Origin of the sequence: Mesorhizobium sp. LNHC232B00, from assembly GCF_000502435.1 — a bacterium.
In the GTDB taxonomy this organism is placed as follows: domain Bacteria; phylum Pseudomonadota; class Alphaproteobacteria; order Rhizobiales; family Rhizobiaceae; genus Mesorhizobium; species Mesorhizobium opportunistum.
The window spans coordinates 253,093-268,783 of sequence record NZ_AYWP01000010.1; the positions used below are offsets into that span (position 1 = coordinate 253,093).

The window sequence follows — 15,691 nt, forward strand, 5'->3', positions numbered from 1 at the left end:
GCTAGTGTACTCCCTGCTTCTTCAGGGCGTCGGCGATCTTTTCCAGCGTGTTGCGCATCGCCTTCTGCTCGTCGGACTGAGCCTCGACCCAGTCGCGCATGATCTGCTGCTCGGAGCGCATGTTCTTGACCAGGCCGGAAATGCCGTCGGCGAGATTGGCCATGGCGGTGGCAACGCGCGGGTTGGAGCCGCCGCCGTTCTCCTGCATGCTGCGCAGCTTTTCGGACAGCACGCGGATCTCGTCGGAGGATTCGGTCTTGGCGGGGTCGGAAACCACGATGTCGGACGAGAGGTCCGTGACCGAGGACAGCCAGTTCTCGAGCTCGGTGTAGAAGCGCGTCTGGGCGCGGCCGGCCTGCAGGTCGAGGAAGCCGAGCACGAGCGAGCCGGACAGGCCGAACAGCGAGGACGAGAAGGCGGTGCCCATGCCAGCCAGCGGCGCCGACAGGCCCTGCTTCAGCGAATCGAGCACCGCGGCCGCGTCACCCGTGCCGGGATCGAGCGACTCGATGGTCTCGCGGATCGAGCCGATCGTGTTCAACAGGCCCCAGAAGGTGCCGAGCAGGCCAAGGAACACCAGCAGGCCGACAAGATAGCGCGAGGTGTCGCGGCTTTCATCGAGGCGCGTGGCGATGGAATCGAGCATGGTGCGCATCGAGGAGGTCGAGAAGGCCATCGACGACGAACGGCCGATCATCGCCTTCATCGGCGCCAGCAGCACCGGTTCGGTGGTTTCCGAGCCGGCCCGGAAGGAGTTGACCCAGCGCACCTCGCGAAACAGCCGCCCGACCTGGACGAAGGCCAGCAGGATGCCGACGGCGAGCACGCCGACGATCAGGCCGTTTAGGCCGGGATTGGTGACGAAGGCGGTCGAGATCTGGCGGGTCAATATCGCGGCGATAAACGCCACGATGGCCAGGAAGATGACCATGGTGAGCAGGAAGACCTGCGGGCTCGACAGTTTATGTGGATCGTAGATCAGGACGTCGGAGCGCCTGCCCATGCCGAAGGATCTGAGAAAAGCCATTCGTGCCCCGTTTCCGATGCCGCTGCCGCCGATCACGTCGTTGGCGACTCTAAACGGAATTGTGACCAAATTGAATGGCGCTTGGCAATATTGCCGTCGGGCTAATGTGCAGCGCGTCCAATCTCAAATGCGGTTAATTACCAGACAGTCGACCATGGCCGCCAGATGCAGGCCGGCGCCGGTGACGACGAAGCCATGCCACAGCGCGTTGTGGAAGCGCAGTCCCTTCCAGGCGAAGAAAACGACGCCGCAGGAATAGACGACGCCACCGGCGACAATGAGCACGATCGACGTCGTCGGCAGCGTCTCGACGAGCGGCTTGACCAGCACGACCCCGCTCCAGCCGATGGCGAGATAGAAGACGATCGCCAGGCGGTCGAAGCGGCCGGGGAACAACACCTTGATGGTGATGCCCGTTGCCGCCGCGACCCAGACCAACACGATCATCCAATTGGCCAGCGGCGAGCCGTCGAGCTGTGCCAGAAACGGCGTGTAGGTGGCCGCGATCAGGAGATAGATCGCGGCGTGATCGAAACGCCGCAGGACCCATTTTACCGGCGAGGTCACCGGCCACAGATTGTAGGTCAGCGATACCGACAGAACGGTGAGCAGCGAGACGACATAGAAGGCGGCGGCAATGTATTCGCCAAGCCCGACCCGAGACGCCGCCAGCGCCAGCAACGCCGAGCCGGCCGCGATCGCCAGCGCGATGCCGACCGCATGGACGATGCCGTCGGCGATCATCTCCGCGCGGGAGTAGTGCCAGCGCCCGACAAAGGGGATTTCGAGTGCGGCGGGGATTTCGAGTTGCGGCGGTGTGTTCGTCATCAATGATCCTGCGTCACCCTATCTGGGCAGCCGCCGGACAGTATTTCAAGCTTTGGTTGCGGTTTTGCGACTGCGGCGGTTCAGCGCGGCGGCATTTGTGCCTTTACGCAATTCCCCAAGGGAAAGCTGCGCGCCTTTCCCGGAATTGCTTCAGCGGGTCGCGAGGGGCTTTTTCACCGTCTTCAGCAACGCGCGCTGGATGATCTCGTTGCCGGCGACGACCGAACCATGGTCCAGCATGTCCTGTCCGCCATCCATGTCGGAGACGAAGCCGCCCGCCTCGCGGATGAGGAGCAGGCCAGCGGCGATGTCCCAGGCCGACAGGCCGATTTCCCAAAATCCGTCCATGCGGCCGGCGGCGACATAGGCGAGATCGAGCGAAGCCGAGCCAAGGCGCCTGACGCCGGAGACCTCGGCCATGACGTGGCGCAGCTCGATCAGGAAATTGCCGTGCTGGCCGCGTCCCAGATGCGGCACGCCGCAGCCGATCACTGCGTCGACGAGCTTGGTGCGGCCAGCGACGCGCAGACGGCGGTCGTTCAGGAAGGCGCCGCCGCCGCGCTCGGTCGTGTAGAGTTCGTCCATTGCCGGATTGTAGATGACGCCGGCGACGATCTGGCCCTGGCGCTCGAGCGCGATCGAGACGGCGAACAGCGGAATGCCGTGCAGGAAATTGGTGGTGCCGTCGAGCGGATCGACGATCCAGCGGTGCTGGCTGTCGTCGCCGGCGACGACGCCGCGCTCTTCCATCAGGAAGCCGTAGCCCGGGCGTGCCTTCGACAGTTCGGCAAAGACGATGTCCTCGGCCTTGCGGTCGGCCTGGCTGACATAGTCGCCCGGCCCCTTCATCGAGACCTGCAGGTTCTGGACCTCGCCGAAGTCGCGCGACAGCGAGCGGCCGGCCTTCATTGCGGCCTGGACCATGACGTTGAGAAGGGCTGAGCGTGCCATCGTATGTCTTCCTGTGCCCGCATTAAACTCTGTCTTGATGCATGTCGGTGACCCAAAACCGGGGCCACTTTTGGGCGACATGCATCAGTCGGCGCGGCGCACGTAAGTGATTTCGTTGGTGTCGACGATAATGCGTTCGCCGGCGCCGATGAAGGGCGGCACCAGAACGCGGATGCCGTTCTCCAGCACCGCCGGCTTGTATGAGGATGCCGCCGTCTGGCCCTTCACCACCGGGTCCGCCTCGGTGATGGCCAGGGTCACGTAGTCGGGCAGCGAGATGCCGATCGGCCTTTCCTCGTAAAGCTGCACCGTCACCATCATGCCGTCCTGCAGGAAGGCGGCGCGGTCGCCGACGAAGTCCTTGTTCAATTCGAGCTGCTCGTAGCTCTGGGTGTCCATGAACACCAGCGCGTCGTCCTGTTCGTAGAGGAAGGAAAAATCCTTCAGGTCGAGGCGGATCTGCTCGACCGTCTCGGCCGAGCGGAAGCGCTCGTTGAGCTTGGTGCCGTTGATGAGGTTCTTCAGCTCGACCTGGTTGTAGGCGCCGCCCTTGCCAGGCTTGACGGTGTTGGTCCTGACCGCCACCCAGAGGCCGCCATCGTGCTCGATGACGTAGCCGGGACGGATTTCGTTGCCGTTGATCTTGGCCATGATGAGGTGATCCGGGATGCTGCCAACGGCCAGCCGTTGGTATGGGATTGTCGCTGGGAAAGCGATTTCGGGCTTCCAAGACCACAAATCGCCCGGAGAGGCAAGGGACGCGGGATCGGCTCTGGCCTGCCAGCCGGCATCAGGTCTCGATTTTGATAGCTTCGCCGACGGCCTTTGCAATGGCATCCGCGGCATTCGCCAGCCGGTTGAGGTGCGGGGAGCGCAGCGCCACGACCTGCAGTGAAAGATCTAAATCTTCGATATCGACAAGCGCGAGGCCGTCGGGGAGTCCTCGCGCCGCGAGCCGCAATGGCATCAGGCCGAGGCCGTGCCCACGACGTACCCACTCCATCTGCATTGCCGGATCCTGAATTTCGGCCGCCACAACGAGCCGATGCCGTTCGCCGCCCAAACTTGAGAGGAGTTTCTGACGCGCGTCGCAGGGCTCGGGGCTAAGAACCCAAGACATGTGAGTCCCAGCGTCTGCAAGATGGGTTTCGGTGCCGCCAGCCTGCACGATGCAGAGACGTTCGATGCCGAGCGCGTCCGAGCACTGACGATCGGCAGGTCGCAGAACGATCGCCGCATCGAGTTGGCCGCGTTCGAATTGCTCGATGAGTTCCGCGCTCCAGCCAGTCTTGAGCCGCAGCGATAATTTGGGGAACGCAGCAGCCGCGCCGGCGATAGCGCCGGCGACGCTTGCATCGGACAAGCCGTGTGCCAGGCCGACACGCAGTACGCCTTGCGGCTCGGCATCTGCAGCGAACGCCTTCAGAGCCTGGACCGAAGCCAGTATGTGCTTTGCACGCGCCAGCACCTCCGATCCCGCTGCCGTCAGGCGCGGAGGCTTCTGCCGACGATCGAGAAGCGTGGTCCCAAGCATCTCTTCCAGCCGCTGGATCTGCCGGGTAACGGCCGGCTGCGTCAAAGGCAGGCGGCGGGCCACATTCTGGATCGAGCCTTCCTCAGCGAAGAGAATAAGCGTGCGCAGCTCCTCCAGCATCGTCGAAATACTCCAGATGCATAATCATTCTGATTATTATGAATTTGAAATCGGCGCGCAGGCAAGCGATTTTCCCTTGGCGGGTTGCCAAAAAGGAAAGGGAAGACAATGAAGGCCATCGAATTGCAGGCCCCCGGCGGCATCGAAAATCTCAGACCGGTGGAGCGGCCGATGCCGGAACCAGGCCGCCAGGAGATGATCATCAGGGTCAAGGCGACCGCGCTCAACTACCGGGATGTCGAAATCGCCCGTGGCAGCTACCACACTGCCTTTGCGCTGCCGCTGATTCCGCTTTCGGACGGTGTCGGCGAAGTGGTTGCGGTTGGCGCCGAAGTGACCCGCTTCAAGGCCGGCGACCGCGTCTGCGGCACGTTCTGGCAGCGCTGGGTCGGCGGCAGCTTTGCCATGGCCGAACCTTCCTATCAGCGTGGCGGTCCCATCGATGGTCTGCTCAGCGAGTTCGCGCGGCTGGACGAACAAGCAGCCGTGCTTGCGCCACCGCATCTGAGCGATGTCGAAGCGGCGACTTTGCCTTGCGCCGCGGTCACGGCCTGGCATGCGCTGTTCACTGAAGGCCGGATGAAGCCGGGCGATACGGTGCTCGGTTTGGGCACTGGCGGCGTGTCGCTGTTTGCTGTGCAGTTCGCCGCGGCAGCGGGCGCACGCATGATCGTCACCTCAAGCAGCGACGACAAGCTCGCGCGGGCTAAGGCGCTTGGCGCGCATGACGGCATCAACTACCGCAGCGATCCGGACTGGGCGGGGGCGGTGCTGGCGCTGACCGATGGCCGTGGCGCCGACCACATCATTGAAGTCGGCGGACCACAAAGCTTCGACCAATCGTTGAAGGCTGCGGCGCGCGGTGCCCAGATCAACGTCATCGGCTATCTCGGCGGCAGCGAAGGGTCGATCAATCCGCTCGACATCTTTCGCCGCCAGGTCAGGGCGCGCGGCATACCGGTCGGTTCGCGCGAGTCCTTCGAGGCGATGAACCGAGGCATGACCGTCAACCGGATGAAACCCGTGATCGACAAGGTGTTTGCCTGGCAGGATGCGGCCGCGGCCTTCCGGCACCTCGAACACGGATCGCCCTTTGGCAAGGTCGTCCTGGATCACATGCAATGACCGCATGAGCCGGTCTCAAGGCAGGCGGTTCGCCTTCTGCAAGGCCTGCTTGGTCTGGTCGTCGCTCAGCCCTTGCAGGAAATCATCCATCTGAGGATCGATGAGACCGGCGCGGCGCGCGACGATGTACCAGGCGGCGGCGAGCACCAGGTCGGGGTCGACGCCGATGCCTTCCATATAGAGTTTCGCCAGGCGGTTCTCGGCGGCGACATTGCCGCCTTCGGCTGCCTGCTTCGTCCAGCCGAAGGCGGATTTCAGGTCGCGCGCGCCGCCGCGGCCCTCGATCATCCAGGCGGCGAGGTCGATCTGCGCGGTGTCGTAGTTCTGCCGCGCGGCCTGCGCCAGCAGGCGCCTTGCGTGCGCGTCGTCGCGGGTCTTTCCGCCGACGCCGTTGGCATAGATCTGGGACATGGCGTACTGCGCGTCGGCGAGGCCGGTCGCTGCGGCGCGCTCATAGTAGGAGACCGCCTTGCTCCAGCCTGCGTCGCCGGGATCCTGCTGGACCAGCATCTGCGCGAAATTGAATTGCGCCAGCCGGTTGCCGGCTTCGGCGGCGGCCTGCATCAGCGCATAGGCCTCCTTCTCGTCCTTCTTGACGTAGCGCCCGTCGAGCAGCATCAGCGCGTACTGGAACTGGGATTCCGGCACGCCCTGTTCGGCGGCAAGCGCATACCATTTCGCCGCCTCCGCCGCATTGAGCGGCACGCCGAGCCCGCGCGACAGGATCTCGGCCACCAGCGTCTGCGCCGCCGGGTCGCCGTTTTGGGCGCGGACCAGCGCGAGGTTGTAGGCGGTCTTGTAGAGCCCGCGCTGGAAGGCGCCATAGGCCGCGTCCGCCGGCTTGGCGCCGAAGCGGTCGGGGTTGATGTTGTCGGCCGAGGGCAAGGGCGCGGGCTCCGCGGTGGTGGCGGGCTGCGGCAGCTGGTTTTCGATCGGCTTGTCGGTATGCATGCCGGTACCCGGCTTGGGCTGCGGCAAGGGTACCGTTTCAGCGGCGGCAGCGGTCTGGATCATGACCGCCGCAAGCAGGGCCTGAAGGGGAAGCCTAGCCGACGCCACGTCAATCCTCGAAGCGTGGCGCGGTTTCGTCGAGCGACGCGTTGGCTTGGGCGACCGCCGCCTGCGGATCGACGCCGTCGGCGAACACCGCGCTGGACAGGGCGACGAATTCGGCGCCGGTGTCGGCCACCGTCTCGATGGATGCGACGTCGGATCCAGCCATGACGATGCAGGGGATCTGGATCATGTCGGCCCACCATCGCCCCAGCGACAGGTTGCGCGGGTGCGGCTCGGGCTTGTTGTCGTAGCCGAAGCGGCCGAAGAAGATGTAGTCGGGCCGCGTCTCGCCAAGTTCAAGCGCATCGTCACGCGTCTTGGCGCCGCCGGTGCCGACCATCATCTTGGCCTGGAAATGCCCAATCGTTTCGGCGAGCTCGGCCTTGGAAACCTCGACATGGATGCCGTCGGCCTGGACACGGCCGGCGATCCGGGTGTCGCCGGCGATGATGACGGCCACGCCCGCGGCCTGCGCCGCCGGCACGATTTGTTCGGCGAAGGCCTGGAAGGAGGCCTCGTCCATGCCGTTCTCCGGCAGGATCAGCGAAGCGACGTCGCCGCCGTCGAATGCGGCCGCGATACGGTCCGCCGGCACGCCTGGCGGCGCGATCAGCACAATGCGGCAGCGGTTGGGGGGCGTTGCGTCGTTCATGGCTCTTCGATCCCGAGTTTCGCCTATGCCGGGCGAAGATGGTTGGATTGCGGCATAGAGCAAACTGCCCGCTTTGAACAGGCGGACGGGCGGGATCGCTGGTCGAAACGCCTCCAGGCATCTCGTGAGCGGTTGCGGTCGTCAGGCCGGGGCTCGCGACCTCCACAGCGTCCAGCCGAGGTTCATCCCGGCGGCAGCAATCAGGATGGCGGCCGCGCCGACGACCTGGCTGAGATGCAAGCGATGGCCGAAGGCGGTGACATCGACCAGGATGGCGACGATCGGATAGATGAAGGACAGCGATCCCTGCAGGTGCGTCGGCAATTTCTGGATGGCGCCATACATCAGGATGTACATCAGGCCGGTGTGGACGACGCCCAGCGTCGCCAGCATGGCCCAGCTCCATGGGTCGGCGGGGAGATGCGAGAGATTGGCGAAGGGCGCCAGCATGACGACGCCGACACAGACCTGGATGAGCGCGATCAAATGCGGCGGCGTGCCCTTGAGCTTCTTGGTGACGATGGCAGCGACTGTCCAGAAGAAGGCCGCGGCCAGCGCCATCAGGATGCCGGCGAAATAGTTGGTGCCGACATCGCCGGCGTCAGGGGCGGCGTCGACGATCAGCACCATGCCGGCGAAGGCTATTGTCAGCCAGGTCAGTTTGGTCAGTGTCAGCCGCTCGGCGAAGAAGAGCGCGCCGAAGCCGACCAGCATGAAGGGCTGGGTGTTGTAGACGGCGGTGGCGATGGAGATCGACGCGCGGGAGAAAGCACTGAAGAGCAGAACCCAGTTGATGACGATGGCGGCACCGCCAAGCGCGGCGAGGCCGATGACGCGCAGCGGCAGTCCGTTGCGCAGCAGCCCCAGTCCGGCGCAGATGACGAGCAGCGTCAGCGCGCCGAACGCGCAGCGCCAGAACACCACATCCATGATCGGCTGGCCGGACATGATCACGAACCAGCCGATCGTTCCCAGGATCGCCATGGCGGCGGACATTTCGATCGTGCCGCGTACCGTATCGTTCATGATGGACCTCTCAAACCCGTTGAGGCCGCATAATCTCATGCGACGCGGGTGCTTTCCATCATCTGAAAAAGGGAATATGGATAGATGGCCTAATTATATTAGGTATCTGCTCCGAATCTGCGAGAAATCTGAAATGCTTGACGATCTCGATCGAAATCTCCTCGAAATCCTGGTGAGGGACGCGCGGACCTCGCTGAAGGATCTGGCGGCCCAGGTCGGACTGTCGTCGCCAAGCGTTTCGGAGCGGCTTCGGCGGCTCGAGGAGCGTGGCGTCATCCGGGCGTTCACGGTCGAGATCGATCCGCTGGCGCTCGGCTATACGCTGCAGGCGATCGTGCGCATCAAGCCTTTGCCGGGCAAGCTGCACATCGTCCAGAAGCTGATCGAGGAGATTGCCGAGTTTGGCGAATGCGACAAGGTGACGGGCGATGACTGCTTCGTCGCGCGACTGTTCGTGCGCTCGATCGGTGATCTCGACGGCATTCTCGACCGCATCGCCGACAAGGCCGAGACCAGCACCGCCATCATCAAGGCGCAGCCGATCCGGCGGCGGCCACCACCGCTCGGGGCACCGTCGGCCTGATTGCCTTGACACCGCGTGGCCGAGGTGGAAATGCGCGGCCAGCCCACCAAATGTCAGTCTTCCACCAGATGATTGTCCGGGAACGATGATTGCCTGACAACGAGGAAAACATGGCTCAGAATATCTACGACCAGCCGGATTTCTTCGCCGGCTACAGCCAGCTTGGCCGTTCGGTCGAGGGCCTGGAGGGGGCTGCCGAATGGCCGGCGCTGCGGGCGATGCTGCCTGAAATCGGCGGCTTGCGGGTTGTCGATCTCGGCTGCGGCTTCGGCTGGTTCTGCCGCTGGGCGCATGAGAATGGGGCGCGAGAGATCCTTGGCTTGGACCTGTCGGAGAAGATGCTCGCCCGGGCGAGAGCCGCCGGCCCGGACACCGGCATCACCTATGAGCGGGCCGATCTCGACCAGCTCAGCCTGCCGCAAGGTGCCTTCGATCTCGCCTACAGCTCGCTTGCGCTCCATTATGTCGAGGACGTAGCGCGGCTGTTCGGGACGGTGCATCGAGCCCTTTCGCCCGGCGGCCATTTCGTCTTCTCGACGGAACATCCGATCTACATGGCGCCGACCAAACCCGGCTGGCTGATCGATGCCGAAGGCCGCAAGACGTGGCCCGTCGACCAATATCTGGTGGAAGGCCCTCGCAAGACCGACTGGCTTGCCAAGGGGGTGGTCAAATATCACCGCACGATGGGTACCACGCTGAACAGCCTGATCCGGTCCGGCTTCACCATAGAGCATGTCGAGGATTTCTGTCCGACGGCCGAGCAGATCGCGGCCAGGCCGGAACTGGCGGAAGAGCTCGATCGGCCGATGTTCCTGCTGGTTTCGGCCCGGCGATAGGGCCGGCGCCAGCCATTGGCCGGGTGCGCGGCGGGCGACCCGGATTTGCAGTCGCCCGACGCGTAATTCTAGGCTATTCAGGCCATTGACGCGCTTTCCCTCCAGACCAGTTCCTCCCCATGTCAGGCCTGCTTCTCGATCCGTGGTTCTATGCGGCCGCCATTCCGGCGGTCATTCTGGTCGGCCTGTCCAAGGGCGGCTTCGGCGGCGCCGTCGGCTTCGTCGGCGTGCCGCTGATGGCATTGACCATGCCGCCGGTGCAGGCGGCGGCCATCCTGCTGCCCATCCTGTGCCTGATGGACATCGTCTCGGTGTGGACCTGGTGGGGTGTTTACGACCGCAAGATGCTGGTCGACATGATGCCGGGCGCCGTCATCGGCATCGGCCTCGGCTGGCTGACGGCAGCCCTGGTCACCGAGGAGGCGGTGCGGCTGATCGTCGGCGCCGTCGCCATCATCTTCGTGCTGCGCTGGCTCTATTTGCAGTTTCGCCATGGCTCGGGCCATGCCGCCGAACCCAACCGCATGGCTGCCGCCCTATGGGGAACCGTTGCCGGCTTCACCAGCTTCGTCGCCCATGTCGGCGGCCCGCCCTTCCAGGTCTATGCCTTGCCGATCCGGCTGGACCCCAAGGTGCTCTCGGGCACGGCGGCGATCTTCTTCGCCGCCACCAATGCGTTGAAGCTCGTGCCCTATTTCGCACTCGGCCAGTTCGACACCGCCAACCTGACGGCGTCCGCCGTGCTGATGCCGCTGGCGCCGCTGTCGACCATCGCCGGCGCCTGGCTGGTGCGGCGCATGCGGCCGGAGATTTTTTACCCCTTCACCTACGCCACGGTGGCAGTGGTGGCGCTGAAGCTGCTGTGGGACGGCATCGCAGGCCTCATATAACAGGCGAGGCGGCTGTTCAGCCGCTCTCACCGTCTGCGGGATCAGGCGGCGCTGGGCACAAGGCGACGGCTTCCGCCGAAGGCCAGCATGGCGCCCGCCACCAGGACCAGCACCATGCCGGCGAGAATGCCGATGTCATTCGCGGTCGGCTTGAGCACCATGTCGGCGACGATCACCAGCATCACCGCATAGTCGAAGCGTGCCGTGCTCATCATGCGCTGGCCAATGGCAAGCAGGGAAGGCGTGACGCCTTCCGTGGCGATCATCGCAGCCATGCGCTCGCCGGTCGGCTTGAAGATGAACATGCCGATCGAGAAGGTGGTGGCGTAGCCGACCAGGCCGATGATGATCCAAAGATCGGAGAAACCGACCCAGAAGCCGCACATGACAAGGCCGAAGAGTAAGGTGAGCATCGACATCGGTGCGAAGAAACGCCCGCCCAACTGCCCACTGGCACGCATCGCCTGAAGCTTGTCCTCGATGTTGCCGGCGCGCTCGGCAAGCATACCGAGCAGAAACAGTACGAAGCCGCCGCCGACCCACAAGGTGGCTGAGACGATGTGGAGAAATTTGATGATCGAATACCAGTCCATCGGTTGCTCCTGGAATATTTCCGGGTTGCCGCGGCGGAGCGGACATGCGCCAGCCGTCAGAGGAGCGGGCGTTTAGCGTGCCGCCTGTTTCGGAACGATGTCGCGAAAAACCGCCTGTGTTTCGGCGGTTCGATCGGCGCGGCTCCTGGCAACAGCCCGGTGCGCGGTTTCGCCAGAGCGAATTTCGAAACAGGCTCCGGGCCTGAAGCAAGGCTCGGTCCGTGTGCTGTTACGGCACAGGAGCGGGGCGTTCGGTCAAAAAACATCGGCGCCGTTAAGGGTCCATTAAGCTTTACAGGCGTTTACTATGTCCATCCAGTGATCTGGATTCTTACCGAGTGGTTGGAGCCACTTTGTTTGACGCCTCCCTGTTAAACTCCTGAGAGCCGCCTTATCCGCGGCTCTTTTTTTGTCCGCTTTCCAGCGACATTGCGCACACGGGATCGCTGTTAACCTTCTGTTAAACATGTGCTTGCCTTCACCCCTGGCGAAGCGCATTTTCAAGCTTCAGTCATCTAGGGTCCCGGGTGTATCGGCAGTGAGCCGAATCGGCCGGTGGCAAGTGCAGGGGCGTATCCATGAACGAGGCTTCGAAGGGCAGTGCGAAAACCGTCAAACTGGCGGAGCGCCGGGTTTTTTCGCACTCCTTCAAACCGCTCTACCAGGAAGGCATGGGCCTGGTCGAACAGGCAGCGGAATATCTCGACGGCAAGGGCCGGGCCGAGGCCAAGAAGCTGTCGCGGCTGGCCGCCACGCTCTATGCGGCCGAATCGATGCGGCTGACCACCAGGCTGATGCAGGTTGCCTCGTGGCTGCTTTTGCAGCGCGCGGCCAATTCCGGCGAGATGACCCGCGACCAGGTCGCTTCGGAAAAATCCAAGGTGCGCCTCGACACGGCTTCCGCCCATGACGAGGCGGCCGGCTGGGCCGAACTGCCCGACGATTTCCTCGATCTCGTCACCCGCTCGCTGCGCCTGCAGGCGCTGGTGCGCCGCATGGACGAGGAGATCTACGGTGTCAGCGCCATGGTCGACATGCAGCCCGTGGCCCGCCGGGCCAATCCGGTTTCGGACCAGATCAGCCTGCTCAACACGGCTTTCGCCCGCAACTAGCTCCGTTTCTGGTTTGTTCACATTTTGCTGGCATCGCTGTCCGCCGGAGGTAAACTCGCCGGATGGGGGACGCGATTCGCATTATCGGGATTGATCCGGGGCTCAGGCGCACCGGCTGGGGCATCGTAGAGAGCCTCGGTAATTCCTTGCGCTTCGTCGCTTCCGGCACCGTGCGCTCCGAGGACAAGGCGGCACTGGCAACGCGGCTTTGCCAGTTGCATGACGGGCTCGCCGAGGTTCTGCATGCGGCCATGCCGCACGAAGCGGCCGTCGAACAGACCTTCGTCAACAAGGACGCGGTGGCGACGCTGAAGCTCGGCCAGGCGCGCGGCATCGCCATGCTGGTGCCGGCGCGCGCCGGCCTCGTCGTCGCCGAATATGCGCCCAACGCCGTCAAGAAGGCGGTGATCGGCGTCGGCCATGGCGACAAGAAGCAGATCCACATGATGGTGAAGGTGCTGCTGCCGAAAGCGACCTTCGACACCGAACATGCCGCGGACGCGCTGGCGATCGCGATTTGCCACGCGCATCACCGGCAAAGTGTTGCTTACCGGATGGCGGCATTGGCATCATGAGAGGCTTTGCGGAATGATCGGCAAGCTCAAGGGCACGTTGGACGAGATCGACGAGGATCATTGCCTCGTCGACATCCATGGCGTCGGCTATGTCGCCTATTGCTCGGCGCGCACGTTGGCAGCACTGCCTTCTCCCGGCGAAGCGGTGGTGCTGTTCATCGAGACCTATGTGCGCGAGGATATGCTGCGCCTTTATGGCTTCCAGTCGCAGCTCGAGCGCGAGTGGTTTCGGCTGCTGATGAACAATGTGCCGGGCGTCGGCGCCAAGGTGGCGCTGGCCATCCTGTCGACACTGACGCCGGCCGACCTCGCCAATGCGATCGCGCTGCGCGACATCGCCATGGTCAGCCGTGCGCCGGGTGTCGGCAAGAAAGTGGCCGAGCGCATCGTCACCGAATTGAAGAACAAGGCGCCGGTCTATGCCGGCGCCGCCTCCGGAACCATCGGCCTGAAGCAGGAACTCGGCGAGGGCGTGGCGCCCGCGCCGATCACCGATGCCGTCTCGGCGCTGGTCAACCTCGGCTATTCGCGCGACACCGCCGCCAATGCGGTATCGGCGGCGCTGAAGACGGCGGGCGAGGACGCGGACGCCTCGAAGCTGATCCGCTTCGGGCTGAAGGAACTGGCGCGGTGAGGGCTCGCTTGTCCGTTTCCCGGCCATATGCGAGGAAGACGGCATGAGCCTAGCGCCCCGCCTGATTGCTCCCGAAAAACGCGGCGAGGATGCCGAGCAGACCTTGCGGCCGCAGACGCTTGACGATTTCGTCGGCCAGGCGGCGGTGCGGGCCAACCTCAAAGTGTTCATCGAGGCCGCCAAGGGCCGCAACGAGGCGCTCGACCATGTGCTGTTCGTCGGCCCGCCGGGGCTCGGCAAGACCACGCTGGCGCAGATCATGGCGCGCGAGCTCGGCGTCAATTTCCGCTCGACCTCCGGGCCGGTCATCGCCAAGGCCGGCGATCTCGCGGCACTGCTCACCAATCTCGAGGAAGGCGACGTGCTGTTCATCGACGAGATCCACCGGCTGAACCCGGCGGTGGAGGAAATCCTCTACCCGGCGATGGAGGATTTCCAGCTCGACCTGATCATTGGCGAGGGGCCGGCGGCGCGTTCGGTCAAGATCGACCTTGCCCGGTTCACGCTGGTCGCCGCCACGACGCGGCTTGGCCTGCTCACCAATCCGCTGCGCGACCGTTTCGGCATTCCGGTGCGGCTTAATTTCTATACGGTCGAGGAACTGGAACAGATCGTGCGGCGCGGTGCGCGCATCCTGCAAATGCCGCTCGGCGACGATGGCGCGCTCGAGATCGCGCGGCGCGCGCGCGGCACGCCACGCATCGCCGGCCGGCTGCTGCGCCGCGTGCGCGATTTCGCCTCCGTGGCCGGCGACGGCCATGTCGACCGCCTGATCGCCGATGAGGCTCTGACCCGGCTGGAGGTCGACGCGCTCGGCCTCGATGCGCTCGACCGCCGGTATCTGTCGATGATCGCCCGCAATTTCGGCGGCGGGCCGGTCGGCATCGAGACGATCGCGGCCGGCCTGTCCGAGCCGCGCGACGCCATCGAAGACATCATCGAGCCCTATCTGATCCAACAGGGCTTCATCCAGCGCACGCCGCGCGGGCGCATGCTGACGGGCAATGCCTGGCGACACCTCGGCCTCGACGCGCCGAAGGATCTCGCGCAGCAGCAGATCAACCTGTTCCAGGAAGAGTAACGGCCAGGCGATCAGGCGCGGGTTCCAGACCCAATGATCAAGCATCTGTGAACGCCCTGCGCAAAATCTACTCGTCTTTGCCGATTTGCCGGCGCAATCGTGGACTTTATCGGCGCTGCCTCGCGGCACGACGCCGCGATCCAAATGCCGGAGCCACAGAATGATAACCAGACGCGGGTTCCTGCGCTTCATGGGCGGGTCGTTCCTGTCGGTCGCCGCGTTCAGCGCCTATGCGGTCGGCATCGAGCCGATGCTGCTGACGCATGTGAAGCGCTATGCGCTGACGCCGCCGCACTGGCCGGCGGGGTTGAAGCTGCGTGTCGTCGCCCTGGCCGACATCCATGCCTGCCGGCCGTGGATGACGCAGGAGCGCATCGCATCGCTTGTCGAAGAGGCGAATGCCTTGCAACCGGACCTGATCGTGCTGCTTGGCGACTACATCGCCGGCATGCGCCTGGTTTCGCAAAGAGTGACGCCACCGCAATGGGCGGGCGCCCTGTCAGGGCTCAAGGCGCCGCTCGGCGTGCTGTCTATCCTTGGCAACCACGACTGGTGGAATGACGGCTTCGCGCAACGGGCAGGGGTTGGTCCGACGATCGCGCGCAAGGCATTGGAGAAAGTCGGCATTCCGGTGCTCGAAAACGATGCCGTGCGCCTGGAAAAGGATGGGCATGGTGTCTGGATCGCGGGGCTTGCCGATCAGCTGGCCCTGCTGCCGACCAAAAAGGGCGACAGGCCCAAGGGGCTGGACGATCTCGACGGCACGCTGGCCAAGGTCAGCGATAGTTCCCCTGTCATCTTGCTGGCGCACGAGCCGGATATCTTCCCGAAAGTGCCGTGGCGGGTTTCGCTGACGCTGTCGGGACACACCCATGGCGGGCAGGTGCGGCTGTTCGGCTATTCGCCGATCGTGCCGTCGCGTTACGGCAATCGCTACGCCTACGGCCATATCGTGGAAAGCGACCGCAACCTGATCGTCTCAGGCGGACTTGGCTTCAGCAATTTGCCCATCCGTTTCGGAATGCGTCCGGAAATCCTGTCGATCGACCTCGGCTGATGCGTGGT

At 64.3% G+C, this 15,691-nt stretch carries 18 protein-coding genes; 9 read left to right on the forward strand and 9 right to left on the reverse strand.

Features of this window, described 5'->3' with window-relative positions:
• Window position 1: 1 nt before the first annotated feature.
• From X743_RS153560 to X743_RS1000000169820, 5 genes are all read right to left on the reverse strand, one after another.
• Entirely contained in the window at window positions 2-1,027 is a 1,026-nt protein-coding gene (locus X743_RS153560) for a MotA/TolQ/ExbB proton channel family protein (RefSeq protein WP_013892516.1), read from the reverse strand.
• Window positions 1,028-1,150: 123 nt separating this feature from the next.
• Window positions 1,151-1,855, reverse strand: a complete 705-nt coding sequence (locus X743_RS153555; protein WP_023766120.1) for a hemolysin III family protein — start codon at window positions 1,853-1,855, stop codon at window positions 1,151-1,153.
• A gap of 150 nt (window positions 1,856-2,005) precedes the next feature.
• Window positions 2,006-2,806, reverse strand: coding sequence for an inositol monophosphatase family protein (locus tag X743_RS153550; RefSeq protein WP_023766121.1), 801 nt, complete (start codon window positions 2,804-2,806; stop codon window positions 2,006-2,008).
• An 84-nt stretch (window positions 2,807-2,890) separates the two neighbouring features.
• The gene (efp, locus tag X743_RS153545; RefSeq protein WP_013892519.1) at window positions 2,891-3,457 is read right to left on the reverse strand and encodes an elongation factor P; all 567 of its coding nucleotides are present in this window, start codon (window positions 3,455-3,457) and stop codon (window positions 2,891-2,893) included.
• Between the two features lie 139 nt (window positions 3,458-3,596).
• Entirely contained in the window at window positions 3,597-4,460 is an 864-nt protein-coding gene (locus tag X743_RS1000000169820; protein WP_023766122.1) for a LysR family transcriptional regulator, read from the reverse strand.
• A 108-nt stretch (window positions 4,461-4,568) separates the two neighbouring features.
• On the opposite strand from X743_RS1000000169820, the gene X743_RS153540 reads away from it, so the two are divergent.
• The gene (locus X743_RS153540; protein WP_023766123.1) at window positions 4,569-5,585 is read left to right on the forward strand and encodes an NAD(P)-dependent alcohol dehydrogenase; all 1,017 of its coding nucleotides are present in this window, start codon (window positions 4,569-4,571) and stop codon (window positions 5,583-5,585) included.
• 15 nt (window positions 5,586-5,600) lie between these two features.
• Here X743_RS153540 and X743_RS153535 read toward each other — a convergent pair whose 3' ends face one another.
• From X743_RS153535 to X743_RS153525, 3 genes are all read right to left on the reverse strand, one after another.
• Entirely contained in the window at window positions 5,601-6,644 is a 1,044-nt protein-coding gene (locus tag X743_RS153535; protein ID WP_023766124.1) for a tetratricopeptide repeat protein, read from the reverse strand.
• A gap of 1 nt (window position 6,645) precedes the next feature.
• On the reverse strand, window positions 6,646-7,293 hold the full coding sequence (locus tag X743_RS153530) for a thiamine phosphate synthase (RefSeq protein WP_023766125.1): 648 nt from the start codon (window positions 7,291-7,293) through the stop codon (window positions 6,646-6,648).
• A gap of 141 nt (window positions 7,294-7,434) precedes the next feature.
• Window positions 7,435-8,319 carry a DMT family transporter gene (locus X743_RS153525; RefSeq protein WP_023766126.1) on the reverse strand — a complete coding sequence of 295 codons (885 nt, stop codon included), beginning with the start codon at window positions 8,317-8,319 and terminating at the stop codon, window positions 7,435-7,437.
• Between the two features lie 133 nt (window positions 8,320-8,452).
• On the opposite strand from X743_RS153525, the gene X743_RS153520 reads away from it, so the two are divergent.
• The 3 genes from X743_RS153520 to X743_RS153510 all read left to right on the forward strand — a co-directional run bounded on the left by X743_RS153520 (window position 8,453) and on the right by X743_RS153510 (window position 10,631).
• Window positions 8,453-8,902 carry an Lrp/AsnC family transcriptional regulator gene (locus X743_RS153520; protein ID WP_013892523.1) on the forward strand — a complete coding sequence of 150 codons (450 nt, stop codon included), beginning with the start codon at window positions 8,453-8,455 and terminating at the stop codon, window positions 8,900-8,902.
• Between the two features lie 110 nt (window positions 8,903-9,012).
• Window positions 9,013-9,741, forward strand: a complete 729-nt coding sequence (locus tag X743_RS153515; protein ID WP_023766127.1) for a class I SAM-dependent methyltransferase — start codon at window positions 9,013-9,015, stop codon at window positions 9,739-9,741.
• A gap of 119 nt (window positions 9,742-9,860) precedes the next feature.
• Window positions 9,861-10,631, forward strand: coding sequence for a sulfite exporter TauE/SafE family protein (locus X743_RS153510; RefSeq protein ID WP_023766128.1), 771 nt, complete (start codon window positions 9,861-9,863; stop codon window positions 10,629-10,631).
• Window positions 10,632-10,672: 41 nt separating this feature from the next.
• Here X743_RS153510 and X743_RS153505 read toward each other — a convergent pair whose 3' ends face one another.
• On the reverse strand, window positions 10,673-11,224 hold the full coding sequence (locus tag X743_RS153505) for a DUF2269 family protein (RefSeq protein WP_023766129.1): 552 nt from the start codon (window positions 11,222-11,224) through the stop codon (window positions 10,673-10,675).
• Window positions 11,225-11,802: 578 nt separating this feature from the next.
• On the opposite strand from X743_RS153505, the gene X743_RS153500 reads away from it, so the two are divergent.
• From X743_RS153500 to X743_RS153480, 5 genes are all read left to right on the forward strand, one after another.
• A complete protein-coding gene (locus X743_RS153500) occupies window positions 11,803-12,336 on the forward strand; it encodes a DUF1465 family protein (RefSeq protein ID WP_023766130.1) in 534 nt (177 codons plus the stop codon).
• A gap of 62 nt (window positions 12,337-12,398) precedes the next feature.
• On the forward strand, window positions 12,399-12,911 hold the full coding sequence (gene ruvC, locus X743_RS153495; RefSeq protein WP_013892528.1) for a crossover junction endodeoxyribonuclease RuvC: 513 nt from the start codon (window positions 12,399-12,401) through the stop codon (window positions 12,909-12,911).
• A gap of 13 nt (window positions 12,912-12,924) precedes the next feature.
• Window positions 12,925-13,545, forward strand: a complete 621-nt coding sequence (ruvA, locus tag X743_RS153490; RefSeq protein ID WP_023766131.1) for a Holliday junction branch migration protein RuvA — start codon at window positions 12,925-12,927, stop codon at window positions 13,543-13,545.
• Window positions 13,546-13,588: 43 nt separating this feature from the next.
• Window positions 13,589-14,626 (forward strand): Holliday junction branch migration DNA helicase RuvB, encoded by a 1,038-nt coding sequence (gene ruvB, locus X743_RS153485; protein ID WP_013892530.1) that lies wholly within the window; start codon window positions 13,589-13,591, stop codon window positions 14,624-14,626.
• Between the two features lie 160 nt (window positions 14,627-14,786).
• A complete protein-coding gene (locus tag X743_RS153480; protein ID WP_023766132.1) occupies window positions 14,787-15,683 on the forward strand; it encodes a metallophosphoesterase in 897 nt (298 codons plus the stop codon).
• Window positions 15,684-15,691 lie beyond the last annotated feature (8 nt).